This is a genomic window from Burkholderia sp. PAMC 26561, from assembly GCF_001557535.2.
Classification (GTDB): domain Bacteria; phylum Pseudomonadota; class Gammaproteobacteria; order Burkholderiales; family Burkholderiaceae; genus Caballeronia.
Window position 1 is genome coordinate 714,601 of record NZ_CP014308.1, and the last position, 21,092, is coordinate 735,692.

Genomic DNA, 21,092 nt, shown 5'->3' on the forward strand with positions numbered 1-21,092 from the left:
GTTGACCGAAGCGACAGCGAATGGGGCCATCGTTGTGGATGCCCGTAACCTTTGAACTGGACGTGATGCGAAGAGGCTACTCCACATGAACTCGCGCTTGAGGTTGGCACCAAGATGAAAACGGCGCGCTATAACGTAGCGCTCGATTTGACAGTTAAAGTTCGGGCTGTTTTGAGCAGGACGAATAGGTAGGAGTGAAGTGCATGCGAACGTCGGGTCAGCAATCAGAATCGCTCGCCGACCGTTTCCTCGCTTTTGATCCACAGCGCTTTTGCATGCTCGGGATCGAGAGCATAGGCCTTTACACCGAAGGCGTCCGCGGGGCGGTTGTTCACGGCAGCGACGTGACAGTCTTCGCAATAGAGGCCGCCGACCTCGTCGGCAGCCGCGACGAAACCTGCCCACACCGATGTTGCCGCACCCTGTTCGACGGTTTTCCATTGGAAGGCAGAGGCGGCAGCCGGCTGCTTTTCGATCATTTTGCGGGTGGTCTCGGTCAGCACGGCGCCAGGGTGCACGGCTGCGGCGCCCACGCCCGCAGGCTCGTGACGCCGGTCGAACTTGACCGCGAAGAGGATGTTCGCCGTTTTGGATCGGCGATACGCCACCAGCGGATCGTAGGGCGTGTGCTCGAAATTAGGATCGTCGAAATCGACATCGGCGCCGCGATGACCAGTTGAGGCGACCGTGACGAGACGGCCGCCAGGCTTGATGAGGCCCGCGATGCGGTTGACGAACATTCAGTTGAGTACGGGCTTACGCGGTCAGGCACGGCAGCGAAGTACCTGCACTAAGCCACGCAATGCCCCTCCCGACGGCGCGGCTGTGTACCTCTAGCCTCCTTCTGTCTATCTCTTTCGATGATTTACGCGACGCGGTCGATGCCGCGCTTGCGGGTTGACTCACGAATCGATCCCGGACTAACGGGCCAAGCTGGATGTATGCCGAGGCGACGGTACCGCCGATCTTCAATCGACAATGGCGGGCTTCAGCTCCTGCTCGACCCACCGCCTGAAGCTGGTCGGGCCAATGATGGCGGTGTCACGCGAAGCCACGTTATCCATGCCTTCCTCTTTCGCACGCAACATGTCGACATAGCCTTGCGCAAAAGCATCGGTTAGCCCGCGTGCCATTGCGGCCTCCTTATAGGATTCGTAGGATTGATGCTCATAGCGTACTTCCCGACCGATCACGTCAGAGACGATATTCGCCAGATCGCTATAAGAAAGTTCTTCGGGACCAAGCACCGGAATGTCCTCCTGTCCCGACCATGAGCGATCGATCAATAACCCGGCGGCGGCAGCGCCGGTGTCGCGCGTGGCGGTGTGCGGCAGTTTCTTGTTCGGATCAATCGGGCCGAGCATCTTGCCCTGACGGATAACATCGATTTGTCGCAACGCGTTGTCCATAAACGCAGGCAATGCGAGCCCGCGCACGGCGGCGCCGGTCTGGCGCATCAGATCGACCATCCGGATCGAGCCTGTCGCATTGCCGGCTTGGTCTTGCCAAGGCGTGTCGCGGCCGAGCGTGGTTACCGCGACGATATGCGATATGCCGTGCCGTCGTATTGCGTCCGCTGCTGGGCGGGCGAAATCCACCGTGGCGGCAGCAGGTGTTGCCGACGGCGTTGGTGGGCAGAGCCAGAACACCGCTTCCGCGCCTTTGAACGCCTGATCTAGAACGGCGGCATCGCCATGTGATCCTTGCACGACGTCTACGCGATCGCGTACCGCCGACGGCAACTTGCTTGAATCGCGCACAATAAGGCGCAGGGGCTCGTTCGCATTGAGCAGAAGCCGAACGACTTGACGGCCGATATTACCAGTGGGGGTAGTGACAACGATCATTGGTGGCTCCAGATAAAATGGGAGATTACCTGCGCAGGTGACATACGATATATAGCTGATCGTCGCTATTTACTTCGCCATCGTCCGGGAGAGTTGTGGACCCCCTTTCCGAAATTCTTTCAATTCTCAAACCTAAGAGCTATCTGACTGCGGGCCTTGATGTAGGTGGCGTCTGGGCGATCCGGTTCGGGAATCGCCCGGGTACGATCAAGTGCCATGCGGCGACGGCCGGAGCCTGCTGGTTAGCGGTGGAAGGCATGGACGAGGCGGTACGGCTCACGGCGGGCGACTGCATCATCCTGCCTAGCGGTCGACCCTTCACCCTCGCGAGCGACCCTACGCTGCAGCCGACTGTCGCGCGCGACCTGCTCGGCAATTCACTTCCCGGCGAAGTGGTTGTCCACCAAGGTGGTGGTGATTTCGCATTTGCCGGCACCCGTTTCGAGGTCGACACGCGCAAGGCGGGGGCGCTGCTTGGAACGCTGCCGCCGCTCATTCACTTGCACCAGGCGGAGGATCGGGCAGCAATGCGTTGGTGTATCCAGCAGATGATGTCCGAGATGCAAAGTGGAAGGCCAGGCGGTGCGCTTGCGGCCCAGCATCTGGCGCATTTGATGCTGCTGCAGGCGTTCAGGCTTCATCTGTCGCGACAGGCTGACGATCGAGTAGGCCTGCTGTACGCGCTCGCTGATCCGCACCTTGGAAAAGCCATCGAGGCCGTTCACCTCGACCCGGCACATCGCTGGACGCTCGCCGAGTTGGCCGCCCGGGCCGGGTTGTCGCGGTCAGTATTCGCGCAACGATTCCGGGAGCGGGTTGGGGAAACGCCGATCGACTATCTAATTCAATGGCGCATGATGCTGGCCAGAGAAAGGTTGGAGGGCGGCGGGGAAACCCTTGGAACGATCGCAAACGCGGTAGGCTATGAATCCGAGAGCGCCTTCAACACGGCGTTCAAACGCGTCATTGGCTGTTCGCCACGTCGTTACGCTCGTGCCGAAACGAATGGTTTCACTACCACTGAAATTTGAGCGCTCTCACACTTGACGTTGTTGAGGCGGTGAACCGTGCTGCAATCGAATTGCCTAAACGGGCTCGGCGCGCCCCAGTAGTTGAATGACCGCAGAGGAGAAAGCCGAATGACTTAGTGGTTGGTCAAGGACATTCGAAACGCCGTTCAAGATATCTGTCGACGTTACGGGAACTCAGTAGAGCCTCCGCAATTCACACGCAAATACGCTCCACCTCGTCGAGGCTATGTCGTCGCGGCGCCGGGCATAAAGCTGTGTGGTACGAGTCGATGCATGGTTCGCCATCGCTGCGGCGTTCTCTAGTGTGCCACCTTTTTCAGGTAAGCAGTGATGCCGGTCGCTGGGAACGTGTGGTTGCCGATCTCGTGTCGATGCCGGCCGCAAGCGCTCGGCGCGTCACCATCGTGTACGCATTGGCTTGGGGCAGGGCAGCGGTGCTCAGGCGCCCGGTGCCGCGCTGGAATGTGCGAACAGCGGCCCCTTACCCTCAGCGCCAATCCCAGTGCCCTTGATGTACGCATTCAGATACGTTTCCAGCATGTGGTGACAGGGCATTTCGTGTTGTTTGCCGCCTTTCTCGCGCAAGCGCACCCATAACCGTTTGTTGTGCGTGTACACGTCGTCCACCCGCATTGCGAGTGCCGCCCCCACGTGCGCAAACGAAAACACCATTAACGCAATCAACGCCTGATCTCTAAGCCCAATGGATGTGCTGACATCGATGCTATCGAGCAGCTGTCGCGCTTCGATCGCATCCAGCACGGGCGTCTTGCCTTTGCGGGTCGTGTGGCTCGGCCCGCGCACTGACGCCGCGGGATTGTGCGGCACGACCTGGCCGACCACCAGCCAGTCAAATAGGTGACGAATCGCGGCCAGGTGCTGCTTGACCGTCGGCGCCGACAGCGTCCGTGTTTGCATCTCGATTCAGGCCGCCACGTGCAGCGGCTGCACAAACTCTCCGACCAGGCAGCCGCTCGCGCCGGCGCAGTCCATCGTGAAAGCCACCGGGTGCGCGATAACGCTGGCGTCGCGCAGCTGCTGGAAGAACGCACGCACCGCGGCCTGGCACTCCGGTGCAAACAACTCGCCATCGCCATCGCCGGCGCTGGGCAAGAGCTTGATGCGAAACGCTGGATTAGCTGCCATGGGCCTCTTTCCGATTAAGTCGCCAGCGCGGTTAATGCAGCGTGCGCGTGCCGCGATCGGTATCGCGGTCGGTGGCCTGCAGGAGAATGTTGGCGCGGCATTCGGCCTTGATTGCGTCCGCCGCTTCGTCGACGAGACGGTTGCCGCGAAACCGTGCAATCTTGGCATCGATGACGGCTTCGACGTGGGCGATAGCCGCTTCGACACTCGCCGGGTCGTCCGGATTGAACTCCGCAGTGATCACTTCCTCCTCGAGCGCCTTGAGCCCTTCGGCGGCTTCTTCGAGGATCCGCGTCATCTCGTCGGACAGGGTGGTTATGGGCGGCTCCACTATATTTGATAAAGGACGTTATCGTACATGGCGGAGCGCGCCCGTAAAAATAGGTGCGGGCACAAGCGGTGCTGGGAATGTGTGTTGGACAGAGTTTTGGGAATAGCTGCTCAAAGTTATGACTGCCTCAATTTGCAAACACGGTTTACGCTACCCTTTCTTCTGTATCGTCAACCTGCTTTCACCGCCATACACACTAGTAATATTCTATGGTCCACGATGTCGACGACCCGCCAACGGGCGCGGCGCTTCGCAACGATTCGACCCGCATCAAGGACACGGCTTTTTGAAGCTGTAGAGCGCAAGGCTGTAGAGTTGGAAGGTCTTCTTCTGCATGTCATCGAGACGTTGGACCGGCAATTCAAGTGGGCAATCATGCAGTTGGCGCAGAAAGATTTCGACTTGGAGCGCTATGTCGATTTGAGCAGCTTTAGCGATCGGATTGAGACGTTGTCCTACCGAGTATTCATGCCTGATTTGAAGGGCTTTGTTCCGAATGTATATGACCCGACCATCGCGGAAGCGTGCCTGAAATTCAGACATATTTATCGCCGTGCAAAAGGCATTTACATCTTCACCGACATGCGAGGCCGGGTGGCCGAGAATTCGCGAAATCGGCCGATAAACGAAGTGCACACCATACAGTGGGAGGTAAAACAGCATGCCAAAAAATCCTAGCTTCGGCACATTCGGACGCTACGAAGAGATCCCGAGAGAGAAGATGTCTCCGGACATGAGAGCGGCGTATGACTTCACCATGAAGCTCCGTGGCCAGGTTCCGGGGCCGCACAAAATCTGGCTTTCCAATCCCAAACTGTCTGAGACGATCGTCCCCACTGGCGCCTATTACCAGACGGCATCGACGCTCACGAAAGCCGAGATCGAGATCGTCACAAACGTCATCAATGGCCGATGGCTTGCAGCGTACTCCAACTACGAGCACGAGAAGATTGGAGAAAAACAGGGGCACCTTCCGCCTCATCAGGTGCAAGCCCTGATTGCCGGGCTACCTGCCTCGTTCGACGACCCTCGGCAGCAGATTGTCTACGAGCTCGCGTCCACACTCGCCGCTCCCCGTGTTGTTCCAGTTGGGATGTACCAGCGTGCAAAGGAGCTACTGGGAGACGCAGGCATCGTCGATGTCACCGTGCTGATGGGTTGGTTCACCGCAGTCTCGCTGACCCTCATGGCGTTCGATGTGCCGTCTGATGCGGTTGGACTGCAGCAATAAGGAGCAAACGATGTCTAAACCATTACAGAACCTCGGCGGACGGGTGCCACTTTTCGATCCGCAAGAGCTGACAGCAGCGCAGGAGGCTGTCTATGAAACGGTCAACAGCAAGATGGTTCCATGGGCGCAAGCGGCGGGTTTTCAAGCGAAGCTGGACGACGGGAAGCTGGTTGGCCCTTTCAACACGATTCTGCTGAGCCCAGAGATTGCAGCCTCATTTTTAGCCCTTCAAGCGTCCGAGCAGGAGCATACATCGCTCAGCGAGCGCGTGCGACAGGTCGTCATCCTGACGGTTGGCGCGGTTTGGAATTGCGATTATGAGCGGTACGCGCACGCCGCAGTCGCAAGAGAAGCAGGCTTTTCGGAAAAGGTCATCAGCGCCCTCGCGGAGGGTACTGATGTCGAAGGCCTGAGCGCAACGGAGCAGCTTGCGCAACGCGTCACGTGGCAACTGACGGCTGAGCACCGACTATCAGCGGAGCTCTATTCGAAGGCGGTATCCGTTTTGGGTGCTCGCGGCATCGTGGACCTGATCTTCCTTGCCGGCTGCTATCAAAGTATCGCGGCGCTCCTGAATGCTTTTCAGGTTCCTGTGCCTCAGTAGACTCGATCCGGCTTCGACATCGTGGCCGATTCAAAAAAAGGATCGTCAGTGGCCCTCATCTTGCATCGTTCCCCCGGAGGAGACTCATCATGTCTCACAATCTAGCGCCTCAAGCCCGCCTGACCACCGTAGCCAAATTTCCAGCCAACTACTTCCTTGAAAATCTAGCCGTACGGCAGGACAATTCGGTCCTGGTCACGGCCATGAACAACAAAGAGCTCTGGTACGTTCCGCCGCAGAAAAACGATGAAGCGGTTGAGGCTGTATGCATCCACACTTTCGAGCAGCCTACAACCGGCATCGTCGAAGTGGAGCCTGAGGTGTTTCTCGTGCTCACCAGCAACTTATACACCACCCACGAGTCATTTGCGCATCAGTTGGACCTGCGTCATTGGGAGAAGGGCTCGCCGGTCGCGCCAAAACTTTTGTGTCGCTTCCCAGAGACCGCACGTGGTCTCAATGGCTGCTGCCTGATTGCGCCCGGCATAGTTCTGGTCGCGGATTGTTTTGCAAGCCGTATTTGGAGGCTGGACTTAGCTGCAGGCGATCGCGCTCCCGACATTCGAGTGTGGCTTGAGCACGAGAGCATGGGATACTTTCCGGGCAAAATGAAGCCTGAGCAGCCGGGAGTGAATGGGGTGCATTATGCCGCAAAGACCAACTACCTCTATTACACGTCAACGGCGAAGAAGCTTTTCATGAGGGTCAAGGTTGATCCTAGAACACTCGAACCTGCAGGCTCGCCCGAACTGGTCGTCGCCGGCCGCATGGGGGATGACTTCTGCATCGATGAGCAGGCTGGGGTCATTTACCTCAGTACCCACCGTCAGAACACAATTGATGTTGTGTCCATGGACCCGGGCCTGAATAGCGGCTTTACGCAGAGCGTCGCCGGAGATCCATTCACAGAAGAATTGATTGGCCCATCGAGCGGAACCTGGAGGCGCAGTCCTGGTGACTACGGCCGCGTCGCGTACTTCATCATGGACGGCGGTACCGCATCGGTCCCGCCCGATGGCGTCCCGAGGCCAGCCAAGCTGTTCAGGGTAGACCTTCAACCGATACCAAAATCTTTCCCCGGGACGGTCGCATAGTGACCTGACAGACCTAATATGTGATCTCTAACTATTTAATAATCCGAAACGTCGGTGATTCCTGGAAACGACTGTTGCACCGATCGTAAGTTCGCGTTGTGGCGATATTGGCGTGACCGAGCATCATGTAAATTAGGGACTTCTCGCACTTGTCTTGTCGATTTCGGATAATTGTTCTGACTAGCGAATCATGCGCCGTAAATTGACGACATGAGATCGCTTCACGCCGGATTGACATATCACCTGGATCGCGGATGTTTTCATACTTAGTGCAGAAGGCGACGTGATACGGTGACAGTGCAAATCGCTGATACCGCCGGTCAGTGCGGGAACGTGCTCAACGAAATCGGAAATCTAATGTCGGCTTATATGCTTGTGCAGGCCTTAATCAACGATGATAATAAATACGGACAATATCGTCAGGCCGTGATGCCATTAATAAACGCGTTCGGAGGGAAGCCTGTCCGGGGTGGAAAAGTTGAACAGTTAGAAGGCAGAGCCGACGGCCGGCGTATTGCCCTGTTTGAGTTTCCGTCTATCGAAGCCATACGCGCGTTTTGGAATTCCCCACAGTATGTTCCTGTGAAAGCGCCTAAGGGTTGGGGCCGCAGATTTAGAAATTTGGGCCATACCAGGGATTTGACTAACAACAGTCCAATCGGGTATATCCCACCAAGACGGCTCACCCGACTGTTGCAATCTTGGCCTTAACAGTCGTTGGCTAACCTCCCTCTCTTCGTGGTTGACGAAGGCTATGGTGGCTCTGCTTGTTGGACTAGGTTAAGGTTGGCAACAGAAAAAATTCGAGCCGAATTTTTATCTGCCAGCACGTGAACGGTCGCGGCCCGAAGGGTGCAGCAGTGTCGGAATACGCGTTCGAGACCGATTGCCGCAACGGCGACCCCAATGTAGACAATTCGGGTTAAATTTCGAATGACTCTTCGTGGCCGACATGCGCCGGATGGGATCAAGACAGCATAAAGCTGATTTTATGCACGCCTTGCTTTTCTCTATATGCAGCGTAGCTTGCAAATTGACGACATTTTCACTTTTGCGCCGACGTGTTTGGTCACGTTCGGCCGTTGGCTCGTCAATTGGATATGCCCTGCAGAAGTCGCGATATTGAAGCACGCATAGTCTCTATCGCAACCGGTTTTTCCCAAGCCTCATCCCAAGCAGGCGCACTAGAGAAATTTCCATGCTCAATGCTGGTCAAAATCAACGGAATTGCGAGGAACCTTGGGTCGCGCCGAAGCAAACGGCAAAACTCCGCTCCGCTCATCCCGGGCATCGACAGATCTGTAACGATCAAATCGGGTCGTACCTTGTCGGCGGCGATCAGGCCAGCCTCTCCGCTGTCGGCTATCTCAACTCGATAACCTTCCGCCCGCAAAAGGCGTCTCCATGCCGTCAAAATCCCATGATCGTCGTCTACTATTAAAATGGTGCTCATAAACGACGTACTTGTCCTTGGCAAAAACAACGGGTCGGGCTCGCATTGCTTGCGAGCAAACAGCTGCCGTGAGGGTAACAGGCAGATATCTTGAAAAGATATCGATACATCGATATTTACGTATCGAGGTCTACTTTGGATGCAAGCGCATCGCATGAGGCAAGCCGATATGGATCACGCGTTTGAGTGTCTCTAGGTAACCAAGCCCTTAAACGACTAACCGTTTTGTGTGATTTCCTACGGCCGTTCTCCCTGCGGGTCGATCGGCGTTCGACGCGCTGCCGGCATGAATCGATCGTTGATCGTGACGTGCACGTGCTCCGCTATAGCCGCGTGCGGAACCAACGCGGCTATAGCGACCTCCGTTAAAATAGTGGCTGCTCGCTCTCTAGCATCCACCAGCGGAAATCATCCTATGACCAGGACAAATCTCAGGGCCATCGGCATTGCTCCCGACCACAATAAGTCTGATCTGTCTAAGGGGCAGAAGGCATTCAACACGCTGATCAAGCAGATCGAAAAGCGGCGCGCCCGGCTGAGTGCTTGGGAGGCTGCAATGCCTGCCTTCCACCGGAAATACCTAAACGAGTTCGCGCCTCTTGAGCAAACTTCGATCAGCTTGCGAACCAAGCTCGTGTATCGCCTTGACCAAACATACGGTATGAAGGGGCTGACCAAATCCGAGCGACGTACGATCGCCGACCTGATCAGCGACTTGGCGGGGGAGTTGGTTGCCGAGAGCGATGATCCGGAGCTTAAGACAATTTACAACCGGTACAGCGAATCTGACTTTGACAGTGAAGCTGCCGCCCAGTTTGATGATATGAAATTGGCGCTCGAAGCCATGCTCGGCGTTGAGTTAGGCGACGACGTTGACATGAGTTCGCCCGAGGATGTGCTGCAGCGCGCGCAGGCGCAAATGGAGCAGCTCCGAAAACAAGACGCCGTCGAAAACCAAGCTCGTGAAGAACGCCGCGCAAAACGAAAAAAGACCCCTAAACAACTCGCTGCAGAGGCACGAGAACAAGCGGAGCAGGCAGAGCTCAGCTTATCGATTCGCGAGGTCTACCGAAAACTAGCCAGCGCTCTTCATCCTGATCGAGAAACTGATCCGCAGGAACGTGAGCGGAAGACCGCTCTCATGCAAAGGGCCAATCAGGCGTATAGCAAAAACAGCCTGTTGCAATTACTTGAGTTGCAGTTGGAGCTGGAACATATCGACCAAAGCGCCATCAACAACATCGGCGAAGACCGGTTGAAACACTACAACAAGATACTAAAGGAACAGGTCGGTGAACTCGACCACGAAATCCTGCATGTCGAGAACGGATTCAAGCACAGCTACGGAATTCCACCCTTCATCGACGTGTCGCCCGGCACCATCATGCGCAATCTTGCCTCTGATATCTTCTCGCTGCAGGAGAGCCTCCACGCCCTTGAACATGACCTGCTCGTATTCGAAGACATCAAGCAACTGAAGGAATGGCTAAAGATTGTGAAGCGGTCATTGGCCGCGCCGCGTGACGACGATATGCCGTTTTAGCGGACCGCTGATCCTCACGCTTCCTTCGTAGTGTGGAGAAAACACCGCTTAGTGCGGCTGCAAAGCCGATGAAAGATAGTTGAGTAAGTTCAATACGGAGAAGAAGTGGCGAATCACTCTGGCCCCGAGTCATGCGGCATGCATCGCGAGGTACATGTCGAAGCGTTGACAGGGGAAACCGACAGGCCAGCCATTCAGCCGCGAAATATTTCTTCTGGGATGCCGACGCTGTTAAGCGAAGCGGAAGGCAACACGGAGCATGACGATAATCGCAAGTCGTGCGCTGATCCTGCGCGGTCGGAGACCCTGAGCATGTCGGGAAGTCTTTCATACGGAAGCAGCGAGATCTCATCGGTGTCCGGCGTAGTATGGCCGGACAGGGCTGGGAAGGTCCATGACCGTAATCCAGCCATTGACGCCGGTGAGAAGTCGGATACGCCCATACTACCGAGGAAGTTGCCGAACAAAGGGGATGACCCGGCGGAGGTGATGGAGGGAAGGGGTGTAACCAAAGGGAACGCTGACGAGGACCCCGCGCCCCGGACTCAGAGCCGGGATATAACCGCGTCGACGGGACTCGAAGGCGTACGTGAAGCAGCTCGACGGAATCGGAAGTCGCGTTTCACGGCACTACTGCACCACGTTACGCCGTCACTGTTGGTGGAAAGCTTTTATGCTCTTCGCAAGCAGGCTGCGGCAGGCGTGGACGGAGTAACGTGGCACGACTACGAGGGCCATCTTTATGGGCGCGTACACGAACTGCACCGGGAGATTCATTCGGGTGCCTACCGTGCACAAGCGTCCAGACGGGTTTGCATTCCGAAAGCGGACGGCAAGTTGCGTGCGTTGGGGATTGCAGCATGGAAGATAAGATTGTGCAGCAGGCCGTAGCCACGGTACTGAGCGCAATCTATGAGCAGGACTTCCTTGGGTTCTCGTACGGGTTTCGACAGGGACGCGGTCAGCACGACGCGCTCGATGCCTTATCGGTAGGGATTTCGGATCGGAAAGTAAACTGGATTTTAGATGCGGACATTCGTTCGTTCTTTGATGAAATTGATCTCGAATGGATGCTCCGCTTTCTAGAACATCGGATTGCTGATCGACGAGTAATTCGCATAATCCGAAAGTGGCTGAAGGCAGGCACCCTCGAGGGCGGACGCCGCATTGCTTCTGTGCGGGGGACACCTCAGGGTTCTGTGATTTCGCCTTTGCTCTCAAATATCTACTTGCACTATGTGCTGGATTTATGGGCGCAGCAGTGGCGCCAACGATATGCGGCTGGCGATGTCATCCTCGTACGCTACGCCGACGACAGTGTGGTGGGCTTCCAATACGAAGGCGATGCAAAACGATTCCTGGCAGCACTGCGGGAACGTCTTGCCAAATTCAAACTGGAATTGCACCCGGACAAAACGCGGCTGATTCGCTTCGGGCGATTCGCCGCGCAACAACGTCAAGAGCGTGGGGCCGGAAAGCCGGAGACATTCGACTTCCTAGGCTTCACGCACTGCTGTGGCACGGCTCGGTCGAATGGCCAATTCAAGATCATTCGGTTGACGAGCAAGAAGCGGATGCTTGCATCACTGGCGCGCATTCGGCAAACGCTGATGCGGCGTCGCCATGAACCGGTACCTGTGGTAGGTAGATGGCTGAGGCGGGTGATTCAAGGGTATTTTAACTATCATGCAGTGCCGGGCAACCTTCGCCGCTTATCGGGCTTCCTTTACGCAGTGCGCCGCTCTTGGCGTCACGCACTGATGCGAAGAAGTCAGCGGCATCGGCTGCCTTGGTCACGGTTCAGTCGTGTGGTCAGCAAATACCTGCCTCCTTGCAAGGTACTCCACCCGCATCCGTCGGAGCGGTTTTACGTCAACACCTTTGGTAGGAGCCGCATGCAGTAGTTCTGCACGTACGGATCTGTGCGGGGGGCGCTGGGTAACCACCGTCCCTACCGCGACCCGCCAAGAGATTGCGCGAACGACGTCCACCTCTACTCGCGCCGATACGCGGTCGGCTCTGCAGGCAGCACTAGCGCGAGACTCGGACGATGGCAGGTTCATCAGCCGATCGACGCGTGCCTCGGCTACCTCGGTCCTGCGCCATGTGTGCCTAATCGACTTGCCCCGTTGTGCGTAACTCGGCGAGTAACAGTTCGTGCAATCGATCCCACAAGCCTGTTGCTTGCCAGTCGCGCAAGCGGCGCCAACAGGTCACGCCGGAGCCATATCCCAGATCGGAAGGCAGATCGCACCAACGCAGACCTGTGCGTAGCACAACGACTATGCCGCTCAGCGCAGCCCGATCTGATACCGGCTTGCGTCTTGGTTTCTTCGCGCCTGGCGCCTTCGATTGCAGCAGGAGTAATTCAAGTCGTTCCCACAATTCGTCGTCGATGATCGGCATATCCAATACTTCATTCTCGTGGGATTTTCGCTGTGAACCGAGATTAGCGACCAAAAACTGGATTCGTCCCATTCGGACACCTCTTTCTCTTTTTTGCCGCCTCGCAGAGTGTGTAGGCTGCGATGGCAACTCGATGAATCTTCTACATGAACTGCCTGCAGAGTTTCATGACCAGTTATTAGGGGTCAGCAAAAGTCGTTTTAAATAAACCCCTTGTCCACGGCAGTTTTGATTTGCATGATGCCAATTGGCTTCGCTTTAGGTATCCTGGATAAATGCCCCGCAGGAACGCGGGCAGCTGGCATTCCGCTTTCATCCACGTTGAATATCGACACCGCTTGGCGCAGCGAATTCGACTGATCCGCCATGGATTGGGCAGCGGCCGATGCCTGCTCCACGAGCGCAGCATTTTGCTGCGTGACTTCGTCCATCTGGCTGACCGCCTGGTTAACCTGTTCGATTCCCACGCTCTGCTCAGCCGACGCAGACGAAATTTCGCCTACGATGTCCGTAACCTTTTGTACCGATGTGACGATCTCTGCGATCGTCGTGCCCGCTTCCGAAACCAGTTTCGAGCCAGCATCCACACGTTGCACCGACTCGCCTATGAGTGCACCGATCTCTTTGGCCGCCGCCGCACTGCGTTGCGCGAGTGTGCGCACTTCACTTGCGACGACCGCAAAGCCACGCCCCTGCTCACCGGCCCGTGCAGCTTCGACCGCCGCATTAAGTGCAAGAATATTGGTTTGGAACGCGATGCCCTCAATCACGCCGATGATGTCGGCGACCTTGCTGGAGCTATCGGAGATACCTTGCATTGTGTCGACCACGCGTGCGACCACCTCGCCGCCTCGCTGCGCCGTAAGCGACGCGGAACCAGCGAGCGCGGCGGCCTGTTTCGCGTTGTCCGCGTTATGGCGAACCGTGGTCGTGAGTTCTTCCATGCTCGCCGCCGTTTCTTCCAGAGATGCCGCTTGTTCTTCCGTGCGCTGTGATAGATCCGTGTTGCCCTGCGCGATTTCCGAGGCGGCCACCGAGATCGATTCGCTCGAAGTCTTAATGCCGCGCACGATCGTGGTCAACTGTTCCTTCATCGCGGCGAGCGAAAATAGGAGGCTGCGGTCATCGCCGGCCCTTAACGTGATCGGCGCAAGCAGGTTGCCTGCCGCGATCTCGCGGGCCATTGCGGCCGCATCGCCAGGTTCTCCACCAAGTTGCCGCGTCAGCCCACGCGCGATCAGCAGCGCCAGCGTCAAGCCAATAAGCGTGGCCGCGACTGTCCCGCCAATGACGAGCGCGACCGCGCGCGAAAACGCGTTGCGCGAGTCAAGGCCTTCCTTGTTAGCCTCGGCAACATTCATATCGACGATGGCTCTAAGAGACTTTTCGGCGACATTTAAAGATTCAACCGATTTTCCTTCCAGCAATGCAATTGCGTCATTATGCTTGCCGTCCTTAGCCAATGTGCGAATACTGTGGTCGGCATCCAGATATTGGCCCATGGCAGCTTGCAATTCCCCGTACTGTTTCTTTTCTTCAGGGTCATTTATCAGCGGCTCATACTGACCAGCCGCGTGACGAAACCCGGCGATAGCTTGATCGACCTGCTGGCTTGCCGTATCAATATCGACAGCTGACAGGCTGTTTGCCGCCCGATAATCACCGAGGCGAATCGCGTGTAGGCTGCCCCGCATTTCCAGACTGTACCTAACCGCCGGCAAGGAATTTTCGCTCAGTAAAACGACGTGGTCGTTCTCGCCGGCTATTTCGAAAAGGCTAAAAATGCCCAGCCCAAGGAGCAGGGCAATTACGACGGAAAATCCGCCGACAAGCTTGGTAAATACCTTCGTCTCATTAAAAGTCGGCACAGTTTCTTCCCGCAGTTTTAAGGTTTGTGCAAGCTAACAAACAAATTAACGGAAATTATTTTAGATACTGAAGGCTTTTCTGCAGGCGAGCGGTGTAGCTGGAGATAAATTGTACTTCCACATGTCGTATGGGAGCGTATAAGTCCGTAATCCCCGACCGTGTACACTCATTCGCCACTAGGGTTTGTTCGGGTGCTGTAGGGTTGCGATATGCCGTTGAAAGCATTGATGGCGCCTCCGGCGCACGCGTTTCGCCGAGCCGGCGTTTGGAACCCGAACAATGATTGCTCATTTTGCTTCTTCGCTGTTGGCTGGACGTCTGGTCGACCTAGAAAATTCGTGGTCAGGCGTGGAGTTGCCATGACTGGATCGTCTCGTCGCACTCCCCGGATCAAATCAGGCAAATGGGTGATTAGCGACCCCGCGGCCGATACTTTCGACGCTTTTGAACATACCCTATTACGTGCGCTTGCCGAAAACGTACCGCACCGTATCTATGCGAAAGATATGCGGGGGCGGTTCATCTTCGCCAACAGGGCGGTGGCTCGAGGCATGGGGGTGTCCGAGCCCGCTGAGTTGCTGGGAAAAACCGATTTCGATTTTTATCCGCTCGAACTCGCGAGCGGATATTACCGCCAGGAACAGGAGGTCTTAACGCACGGACGCTCGCTCCTCAATCACGAAGAGCATGCCAAATATCGGCTGCTCGAAGATGAAGCCTGGTTGATTACGACCAAGGTAGCGGTGCGGGACGCCAACGGACGCATTATCGGTTTAGTGGGCATTAACTACGAAGTCACTTCTCAGAAGGCAGCGGGACTGGCGCTGCAGGCTGCACATGCGCAGGCAGCGGAGGCGGCCGTCCGGCTGCAGGCCACCGTCGCACGGCTGGATCTTGAAGTGCAGGAGCGTCAACGCTTCGAACAGGAGCTGCGCCACCGGGCGATGCACGACACGCTCACCGGTCTGCCAAACCGGGCGCTTCTAATGGACCGGATCGACCTGGCGATCGATTTCGCCCGACGCCGCGAGCACTCGCTCACGCTGCTTTTCCTCGATCTTGATCGCTTTAAGCTCGTCAACGACAGCCTTGGTCACGCTGCAGGCGACGAACTGCTGCGCGCGGTCACGCGCCGGATCGGCCGCTTAATGCGTGCGAGCGATACATTCGCCCGCCTTGGTGGGGACGAATTCGTCTTGTTACTGACTAATCCCATCACTACCGACGAACTGACTCGTTTGACGAGCCGGCTCTCCCGGGTGGTAGCCAAGCCGGTGCTCATTGCCGACCGCGAGGTGTCAGTCACATGTAGCCTCGGCTACAGCGTCTATCCGCAGGACGGTGAGGACGCGACTACATTACTCAAGCATGCCGACGCTGCAATGTACGGCGCCAAAGAAGGCGGTGGAAATCGCGTCCTGCGTTATACGCCTGCACTGAGCGCTCACGCGGGCGAACGATTGGACCTCGAGGCTCAGATGAAGCGCGGGCTGCAACGCGGCGAATTCCTCTTGCACTACCAGCCGCAGATCGAAATCAAAAGCGGGCGCATCGTTGGCGTTGAGGCTTTAGTGCGCTGGCAGCATCCGGTTCGGGGATTATTGCCTCCAACGCGCTTCATTGGGTTCGCCGAAGAGTCGGGGTTAATTGAGCCGCTTGGGGAATGGGTGCTGCGCACGGCTTGCGCCCAAGCTGCGGCGTGGCAGAGCAGCGGATTGCCAGCTTTGCGCATGTCTATAAACGTCTCGGCACGCCAGTTCCACGACCCGGCGTTGGAGTCAGTCGTCGCTCGGGCTCTCGTCGAGCATGGGCTCGCCCCCGAGCAGTTAGAACTGGAAATCACTGAGAGTCTTTCGATGAAGGACCCGGAAGAAAGCATACGCATTTTGGATAACTTCAAGGCCCGAGGTATCAGCATTGCAATCGACGACTTCGGCACAGGTTACTCTAACCTCGCCTACTTGCGCCGATTCCCCGTGCGTCGCATCAAGCTGGATCGCGTATTTGTCAGTGAGCTCACTTCGCAAGCGAGCAGCAACGCCATCGTCGAGGCAATTGTCGCAATGGCTCATAAACTCGATCTCCAAGTCATCGCCGAGGGCGTCGAGACCACTGAGCAGCGCGACGCATTGTTGCGCTTCGGCTGTGACGAATTGCAGGGCTACTGGTTTTCAAGACCCGTCGATGCGACCGCCATCGACATTCTGTTGCGGAACCAATGGGAACTTGGGCGAGGTCTCAACTTGGGCGCGCCCGTTTGCCTTGCGCTTACGGGGTGACGGTCTGAAGCTTTCGTCGGACGAGCGTATTAAAAGCGTTACAGCAAAGCCCGAATTTTATTGTCTGGTAGAGGAACGTCGATGGGACGTGGCGTAGCACGCGTGGCGCGTGAAGGATTTAAGATTTGAATGGGCATGTTTTCAGGCACATTAAGCTGGAACGGAAGAGATTCTGCAAGTTCATTTGAGCACGCGAAATCTCTTCCTGCACGTTTGAATGAACTGCTCGATCAACGCGGACCGCTCGCCATTGATCGCTACGCTTGCGACCACCGGAATTGCAATTTCGGGCGCGAGCGGGACGACGTTCATCCCTTGCGAGCGAGCGGAAATAGCCGCGACTTCGTCGACGATCATTACAGTTTTGGCGCGTGCCGCAAGCGCCTCGGTAAAAGATCCGCTTCGAGCATCTCTGAGACGTTCGCAACACCCGCTTGATCATGCAATTCGATAGAGGCGCCCGCTTTGACATGCCGTTATCGACACGTCATCTTGCTACCGGCAATTACCGCAGCGATACTCTGCTTCTTAAATGTGGAACACCCAGCTCAACAGGTGATTTAACTAACCATGCTGAACCGAAGAGCGTTTCATGCAACGAATTCTTGCAATCGGGGGCTTCAGTATCGGCGATCCGAAAGCGATTGCTGCTGCGTACATTCGAAAGTTTACGGGCAAACAAAAACCGAGGACCTGTCTCCCGTCGACGCCGGCCGGTGACTTACCCTTACTCATTCAACACTTCGAGGAAACTTGCGGACGTATCGGTTTCGAGACATCAGACGTTGCCTTCTTCTGCCAAGCGACGATTAATACGGTGAACCCGGATGTCGCGGTTGCACATCTGATCAAGCAGGACGCGATTTTTATGAGTGGTGGTAACGCCAGATGCGCGATGGCCTTGTGGACGGAATGGGGTTAACTGCTGCGCTGAAGGAAGCTTGGAATCATGGAGTACTGCTGTCGGGATGAGCGCTGGAGCAGCCTGCTGGTTGAAAACAACGTACCGCCACCAATCATTGCGACGACAATACCGCTTCATCGCTTCCTTAGCTTTTTGGAAGGTTCCTGCGCCGTGCATTACGACGTGCGTTTAGAGGACACCCAAAATACAATGCGGTTGTGGGTCGACGGTTGTCGGCCACTTGCCCTTGCAGCGCACGGCAGATGGTTATTTCCTTCCAACTTGTGGTGCCGCGAGTGTCCTTCGACGGCAGTGTTACGGCTGCTGGCCGGTTATCATTTGCTATTCAAAGCATAGGCAAAAAATGATGTGATAAATGTTACAAGCTCGACGCCGAGCATGGCAACTTTAAGTCCGTCGATTGATGACAGTGCTGGCATATCGAGCTATCTAGCGGGCGTGTCCCCGGTGCAAAAATGAATCGACCTAAAAACCAGCGCAGGGCGCCCCGAAGCGCTCGCCGCTGGGCTGTAAAAGTGCGTGAGGCAGAAGCGGAACTGGTCTACCGCATCGCACATATCGAAGCCGGACTGAACAACTTGCGAGAGAGCGCTGACCGCGTGTCTATGCTCACGCGCTTGCGCCAACGGCTTGCTCGAATCGTCGACCGATACGGTTCGATCCTGGACTGATCGCGCACACCAGACCTGGAGGAATCTGACGCGTTTCGGATCTTGGCCCGACGGCGTTCGTCCGGAGCGTCCTCCGACGCACGCTGTGACTGCCGTTTAAGAGTGCGATTAAGCACAGTCGGATAACTTAGCGCGATCAGCGCGCTCATGGCAACCGATAGCACCTGATAAAGTATCAGCGACAGAGGATGCTTATTCGCAAGCGTCGCCGTTTTCGTAAGCAGCGATCCAAGGGCACCGCGCGCAATAAGATGGAGCGAATAGCGGTCGTTCCGGGTTTCGGTCAAGATCGTACGCGTTGCTTCATCCAATCTGAGGCGGCCAAGCCCGAAGAGCAGTCTTGGCGATTGCCAGCAACGAAGCGCGAGGCGCACCGTCACGCGCGAGAACGGACATGCCTTGCATGAGAGCGAGGGCCATCCCGGACAGCCCGACCGCGTCTGTCGTGGGCGGAAGCATCCCTTCAGCAACGTCGCGTTCAATCCTTTCCTGAAGGCTGCGTTGCACACCGCGCCGTACGTCGGCAACGACCCGTTGAACGTCGGCGGATGCCGCTGATCCACTCGCGGTCGCACTGGCAAGTAGGCAACCCTTGGGGGTCGTCTCACCCGTATAAACAGTCACGGCGTTGCTTATTAACTCGCGCGCTGCCTCAAGCGAAGTAGGCGCGTCGTAGATCGCTCGCGCCATAACCGTCTGATCACCGGCATAAGCACGTACAGCTTCAAGGAATAACTGCTTCTTGTCGCCGAAGGCGGTGTAAATGCTCGGCGCGCTCACGCCCATGGCGGCCGTCAAGTCCGCAATCGAGGTCGTTTCATAGCCGTGGCGCCAGAACGTCAGCATGGCCTGCCGCAAAGCTGTATCCCGATTGAACGATAACGGCCGGCCTACCTTCAGGGGACGAACTGGGGAAGTTGCATCTTCCATAACGATCACTATGTAATGCTAGACGTCGGAGCGTAAGTGGCCTATTGTTATCCGTAACAATCACTATGAAACTAGGTAATTCCATGGCATTGAACACATATAAGACACTCGGCCGGTCGGGCTGGTCGTCAGCCCCCTTACTCTTGGCACAATGACATTTGGCCCCGGCCAATGGGGCGCTAACGAGGCCATTTCGCGCGCGATGTTCAACGCCTACCGCGAGGCAGGCGGCAACTTCGTCGACACGTCTGATATTTATTCGGGCGGCGAAAGCGAGCGGCTGGTGGGTCAATTTATCAAGGAAACGGGGTCGCGCGATGAAATCGTGCTCGCCACGAAGTTTGCTTTCAATGGATCCGCGAGCCCTCTCGTGGCGAGCCAGGGCGGCGCCGGCAATCCCAATGCGGGAGGTGCGGGTGCAAAGAATATCTACCGTGCAATTGATGGGTCGCTTAAGCGTCTTGGGACGGACTACATCGACCTTTACTGGATGCACATCTGGGACGGGGTGACCCCAGTTGAAGAGATCGTGCAGACGTTGGGCGACTTGGTGCGCGCTGGAAAAATTCGCTACTATGCCTTTTCTGATATGCCAGCGTGGCTGGCCATGAAGGCTGCGACCATCGCTTCGGAGCGGCGCATTCCGGGCCCGATTGCAGTTCAGGTGGAGTATTCGCTTGTCGCCCGCGACATCGAAGGCGAGCATATTCCCGTCGCGCGGGAGGCCGGGATGGGTGTGATGCCGTGGAGTCCGCTGGCAGGTGGCTTCCTAAGCGGAAAATACAGCCGCGAGAATACCAAGGACAAGGGTCGACCGAGCGGCCCGAACCCGTTCGGCGACAGTAAGTTCGTCGATCGCAATTGGGAGATCCTTGACGTTCTGAAGTCGGTTGCCGCTGAGCATAGTTGTCCTCTGGCGCAGGTCGCGCTGAGCTGGGTGATGGCGCGCCCCGGTGTAACGTCCACCATCGTTGGGGCGAGCAAGCTCACGCAGCTCGCGAGCAATATTGCCGCAACGGAGATCGTCTTGAGCGAGTCTCAGATGAAGCGCTTGAACGAGGTGAGTGCTCCAGTGATGGGCTTCAGCGCAGGGCTGACGACTCCGATGATCCGTAGCATGGTCTTTGGCGGGAACACCGTCGCAGGATGGATGGAATAACGCGATTGGCGACGCCGATTGGTAGAGTAACTAGTGCGGCGTAAAACGGGAAATCGGCGAGCGCCCCATAGCGGTTGCTGCTTGCGGGTCTGCGCCAACAGCGTCCTGCGTTTGCACAACTCGACGCTTGCGGAACCGTTGTTGGAGTAGGAAAGTATCCACAAGGGGGTTGTTGACAATGCGGATTTTGCGGTTGCTCTCGGATTTTCGGCATGAAGACCCGAGACGACGCAGCGCATGGGTGGACGAGGATTTGAGACGCCGGATTTGGGTGATCCACGGCAGGACCGGCGCGCGAAGGAACTGGTCAAACGGTTCGCAAGCCGGCCCACGGCCAGCATTTTGGGCGCGTCCGAAGGCGGGGCCGAGACAATCGCGGCCTATTCCTTCTTGGCAATGAGCCATGGACTTACGCGACATGAAGCAGTCGCACCGGACCGTACCACGGCACACATTCGGCACTCCCGCCGTGGCGCTCGACATGCCCATCGACGTGGTGCAGCGCATCCTCGATCTCGCGTCGCGACAGACCACATCGATCTAAGTGCGCGCCGAGCGGCAGCGCTTGCTGGA

18 protein-coding genes and 5 pseudogenes are annotated in these 21,092 nt (G+C 56.8%); 14 read left to right on the forward strand and 9 right to left on the reverse strand.

Translation table 11 applies throughout. The features are described 5' to 3' along the window. Positions 1-224: 224 nt before the first annotated feature. Both AXG89_RS26250 and AXG89_RS26255 read right to left on the reverse strand, forming a co-directional pair. Positions 225-740 (reverse strand): annotated as a pseudogene (locus AXG89_RS26250) (SDR family NAD(P)-dependent oxidoreductase); the annotation flags it as partial. A 228-nt stretch (positions 741-968) separates the two neighbouring features. Further along, on the reverse strand, positions 969-1,847 hold the full coding sequence (locus tag AXG89_RS26255; RefSeq protein ID WP_062173912.1) for an NmrA family NAD(P)-binding protein: 879 nt from the start codon (positions 1,845-1,847) through the stop codon (positions 969-971). 95 nt (positions 1,848-1,942) lie between these two features. Between AXG89_RS26255 and AXG89_RS26260 the strand changes: the two genes are divergently transcribed. Then, positions 1,943-2,878 (forward strand): AraC family transcriptional regulator, encoded by a 936-nt coding sequence (locus AXG89_RS26260; RefSeq protein WP_062173915.1) that lies wholly within the window; start codon positions 1,943-1,945, stop codon positions 2,876-2,878. A 193-nt stretch (positions 2,879-3,071) separates the two neighbouring features. Here AXG89_RS26260 and AXG89_RS26265 read toward each other — a convergent pair. Together AXG89_RS26265 and AXG89_RS26270 are read right to left on the reverse strand one after the other, a co-directional pair. Beyond that, a pseudogene (locus AXG89_RS26265) lies at positions 3,072-3,871 on the reverse strand (tyrosine-type recombinase/integrase). Positions 3,872-4,055: 184 nt separating this feature from the next. Continuing rightward, the gene (locus AXG89_RS26270; RefSeq protein WP_162916141.1) at positions 4,056-4,355 is read right to left on the reverse strand and encodes a hypothetical protein; all 300 of its coding nucleotides are present in this window, start codon (positions 4,353-4,355) and stop codon (positions 4,056-4,058) included. Between the two features lie 219 nt (positions 4,356-4,574). Between AXG89_RS26270 and AXG89_RS26275 the strand changes: the two genes are divergently transcribed. From AXG89_RS26275 to AXG89_RS44860, 5 genes are all read left to right on the forward strand, one after another. Next, on the forward strand, positions 4,575-5,033 hold the full coding sequence (locus AXG89_RS26275) for a hypothetical protein (RefSeq protein WP_162916142.1): 459 nt from the start codon (positions 4,575-4,577) through the stop codon (positions 5,031-5,033). After that, on the forward strand, positions 5,017-5,586 hold the full coding sequence (locus AXG89_RS26280; protein WP_062173920.1) for a carboxymuconolactone decarboxylase family protein: 570 nt from the start codon (positions 5,017-5,019) through the stop codon (positions 5,584-5,586). Before AXG89_RS26275 ends, AXG89_RS26280 begins: the two co-directional genes overlap by 17 nt. 10 nt (positions 5,587-5,596) lie before the next feature. Continuing rightward, positions 5,597-6,190, forward strand: coding sequence for a carboxymuconolactone decarboxylase family protein (locus AXG89_RS26285; protein WP_062173922.1), 594 nt, complete (start codon positions 5,597-5,599; stop codon positions 6,188-6,190). Positions 6,191-6,279: 89 nt separating this feature from the next. Beyond that, positions 6,280-7,284 carry a hypothetical protein gene (locus tag AXG89_RS26290; RefSeq protein ID WP_062173924.1) on the forward strand — a complete coding sequence of 335 codons (1,005 nt, stop codon included), beginning with the start codon at positions 6,280-6,282 and terminating at the stop codon, positions 7,282-7,284. 369 nt (positions 7,285-7,653) lie between these two features. After that, positions 7,654-7,995, forward strand: coding sequence for a DUF1330 domain-containing protein (locus tag AXG89_RS44860; protein WP_442861762.1), 342 nt, complete (start codon positions 7,654-7,656; stop codon positions 7,993-7,995). 379 nt (positions 7,996-8,374) lie between these two features. Here the strand turns inward: AXG89_RS44860 and AXG89_RS26305 are convergent, their stop codons facing one another. After that, positions 8,375-8,737, reverse strand: coding sequence for a response regulator (locus tag AXG89_RS26305; RefSeq protein WP_062173926.1), 363 nt, complete (start codon positions 8,735-8,737; stop codon positions 8,375-8,377). A 415-nt stretch (positions 8,738-9,152) separates the two neighbouring features. On the opposite strand from AXG89_RS26305, the gene AXG89_RS26310 reads away from it, so the two are divergent. Together AXG89_RS26310 and ltrA are read left to right on the forward strand one after the other, a co-directional pair. Beyond that, positions 9,153-10,280, forward strand: a complete 1,128-nt coding sequence (locus AXG89_RS26310; RefSeq protein ID WP_062173928.1) for a J domain-containing protein — start codon at positions 9,153-9,155, stop codon at positions 10,278-10,280. A 138-nt stretch (positions 10,281-10,418) separates the two neighbouring features. After that, positions 10,419-12,184 (forward strand): annotated as a pseudogene (gene ltrA / locus AXG89_RS26315) (group II intron reverse transcriptase/maturase). Positions 12,185-12,395: 211 nt separating this feature from the next. On the opposite strand, the pseudogene AXG89_RS26320 reads toward ltrA, so the two are convergent. Both AXG89_RS26320 and AXG89_RS44275 read right to left on the reverse strand, forming a co-directional pair. Further along, a pseudogene (locus AXG89_RS26320) lies at positions 12,396-12,692 on the reverse strand (transposase); the annotation flags it as partial. A gap of 194 nt (positions 12,693-12,886) precedes the next feature. Then, positions 12,887-14,554, reverse strand: a complete 1,668-nt coding sequence (locus AXG89_RS44275; RefSeq protein WP_069638448.1) for a methyl-accepting chemotaxis protein — start codon at positions 14,552-14,554, stop codon at positions 12,887-12,889. A gap of 360 nt (positions 14,555-14,914) precedes the next feature. On the opposite strand from AXG89_RS44275, the gene AXG89_RS26330 reads away from it, so the two are divergent. Continuing rightward, the gene (locus tag AXG89_RS26330) at positions 14,915-16,834 is read left to right on the forward strand and encodes a putative bifunctional diguanylate cyclase/phosphodiesterase (RefSeq protein ID WP_162916143.1); all 1,920 of its coding nucleotides are present in this window, start codon (positions 14,915-14,917) and stop codon (positions 16,832-16,834) included. A gap of 180 nt (positions 16,835-17,014) precedes the next feature. On the opposite strand, the gene AXG89_RS42370 is transcribed toward AXG89_RS26330, so the two are convergent. Next, positions 17,015-17,191: a hypothetical protein gene (locus tag AXG89_RS42370; RefSeq protein WP_162916144.1), complete on the reverse strand. Its 177-nt coding sequence runs from the start codon at positions 17,189-17,191 to the stop codon at positions 17,015-17,017. 235 nt (positions 17,192-17,426) lie between these two features. On the opposite strand from AXG89_RS42370, the gene AXG89_RS26335 reads away from it, so the two are divergent. Then, complete coding sequence (locus AXG89_RS26335) at positions 17,427-17,756, forward strand: Type 1 glutamine amidotransferase-like domain-containing protein (RefSeq protein WP_062173934.1); 330 nt, start codon at positions 17,427-17,429, stop codon at positions 17,754-17,756. Positions 17,757-18,214: 458 nt separating this feature from the next. Further along, positions 18,215-18,430, forward strand: coding sequence for a hypothetical protein (locus tag AXG89_RS42375; protein ID WP_162916145.1), 216 nt, complete (start codon positions 18,215-18,217; stop codon positions 18,428-18,430). Positions 18,431-18,733: 303 nt separating this feature from the next. Here the strand turns inward: AXG89_RS42375 and AXG89_RS26345 are convergent, their stop codons facing one another. Next, on the reverse strand, positions 18,734-19,360 hold the full coding sequence (locus AXG89_RS26345) for a TetR/AcrR family transcriptional regulator (RefSeq protein ID WP_062173938.1): 627 nt from the start codon (positions 19,358-19,360) through the stop codon (positions 18,734-18,736). Positions 19,361-19,511: 151 nt separating this feature from the next. Here AXG89_RS26345 and AXG89_RS26350 point away from each other — a divergent pair, with 151 nt between their 5' ends. From AXG89_RS26350 to AXG89_RS26360, 3 genes and pseudogenes are all read left to right on the forward strand, one after another. Continuing rightward, positions 19,512-20,519, forward strand: a complete 1,008-nt coding sequence (locus AXG89_RS26350) for an aldo/keto reductase (RefSeq protein WP_236873518.1) — start codon at positions 19,512-19,514, stop codon at positions 20,517-20,519. A 237-nt stretch (positions 20,520-20,756) separates the two neighbouring features. Then, positions 20,757-20,903 (forward strand): annotated as a pseudogene (locus tag AXG89_RS43385) (transposase DNA-binding-containing protein); the annotation flags it as partial. Between the two features lie 19 nt (positions 20,904-20,922). After that, positions 20,923-21,063, forward strand: coding sequence for a hypothetical protein (locus tag AXG89_RS26360; RefSeq protein WP_205583097.1), 141 nt, complete (start codon positions 20,923-20,925; stop codon positions 21,061-21,063). Positions 21,064-21,092: the final 29 nt, after the last annotated feature.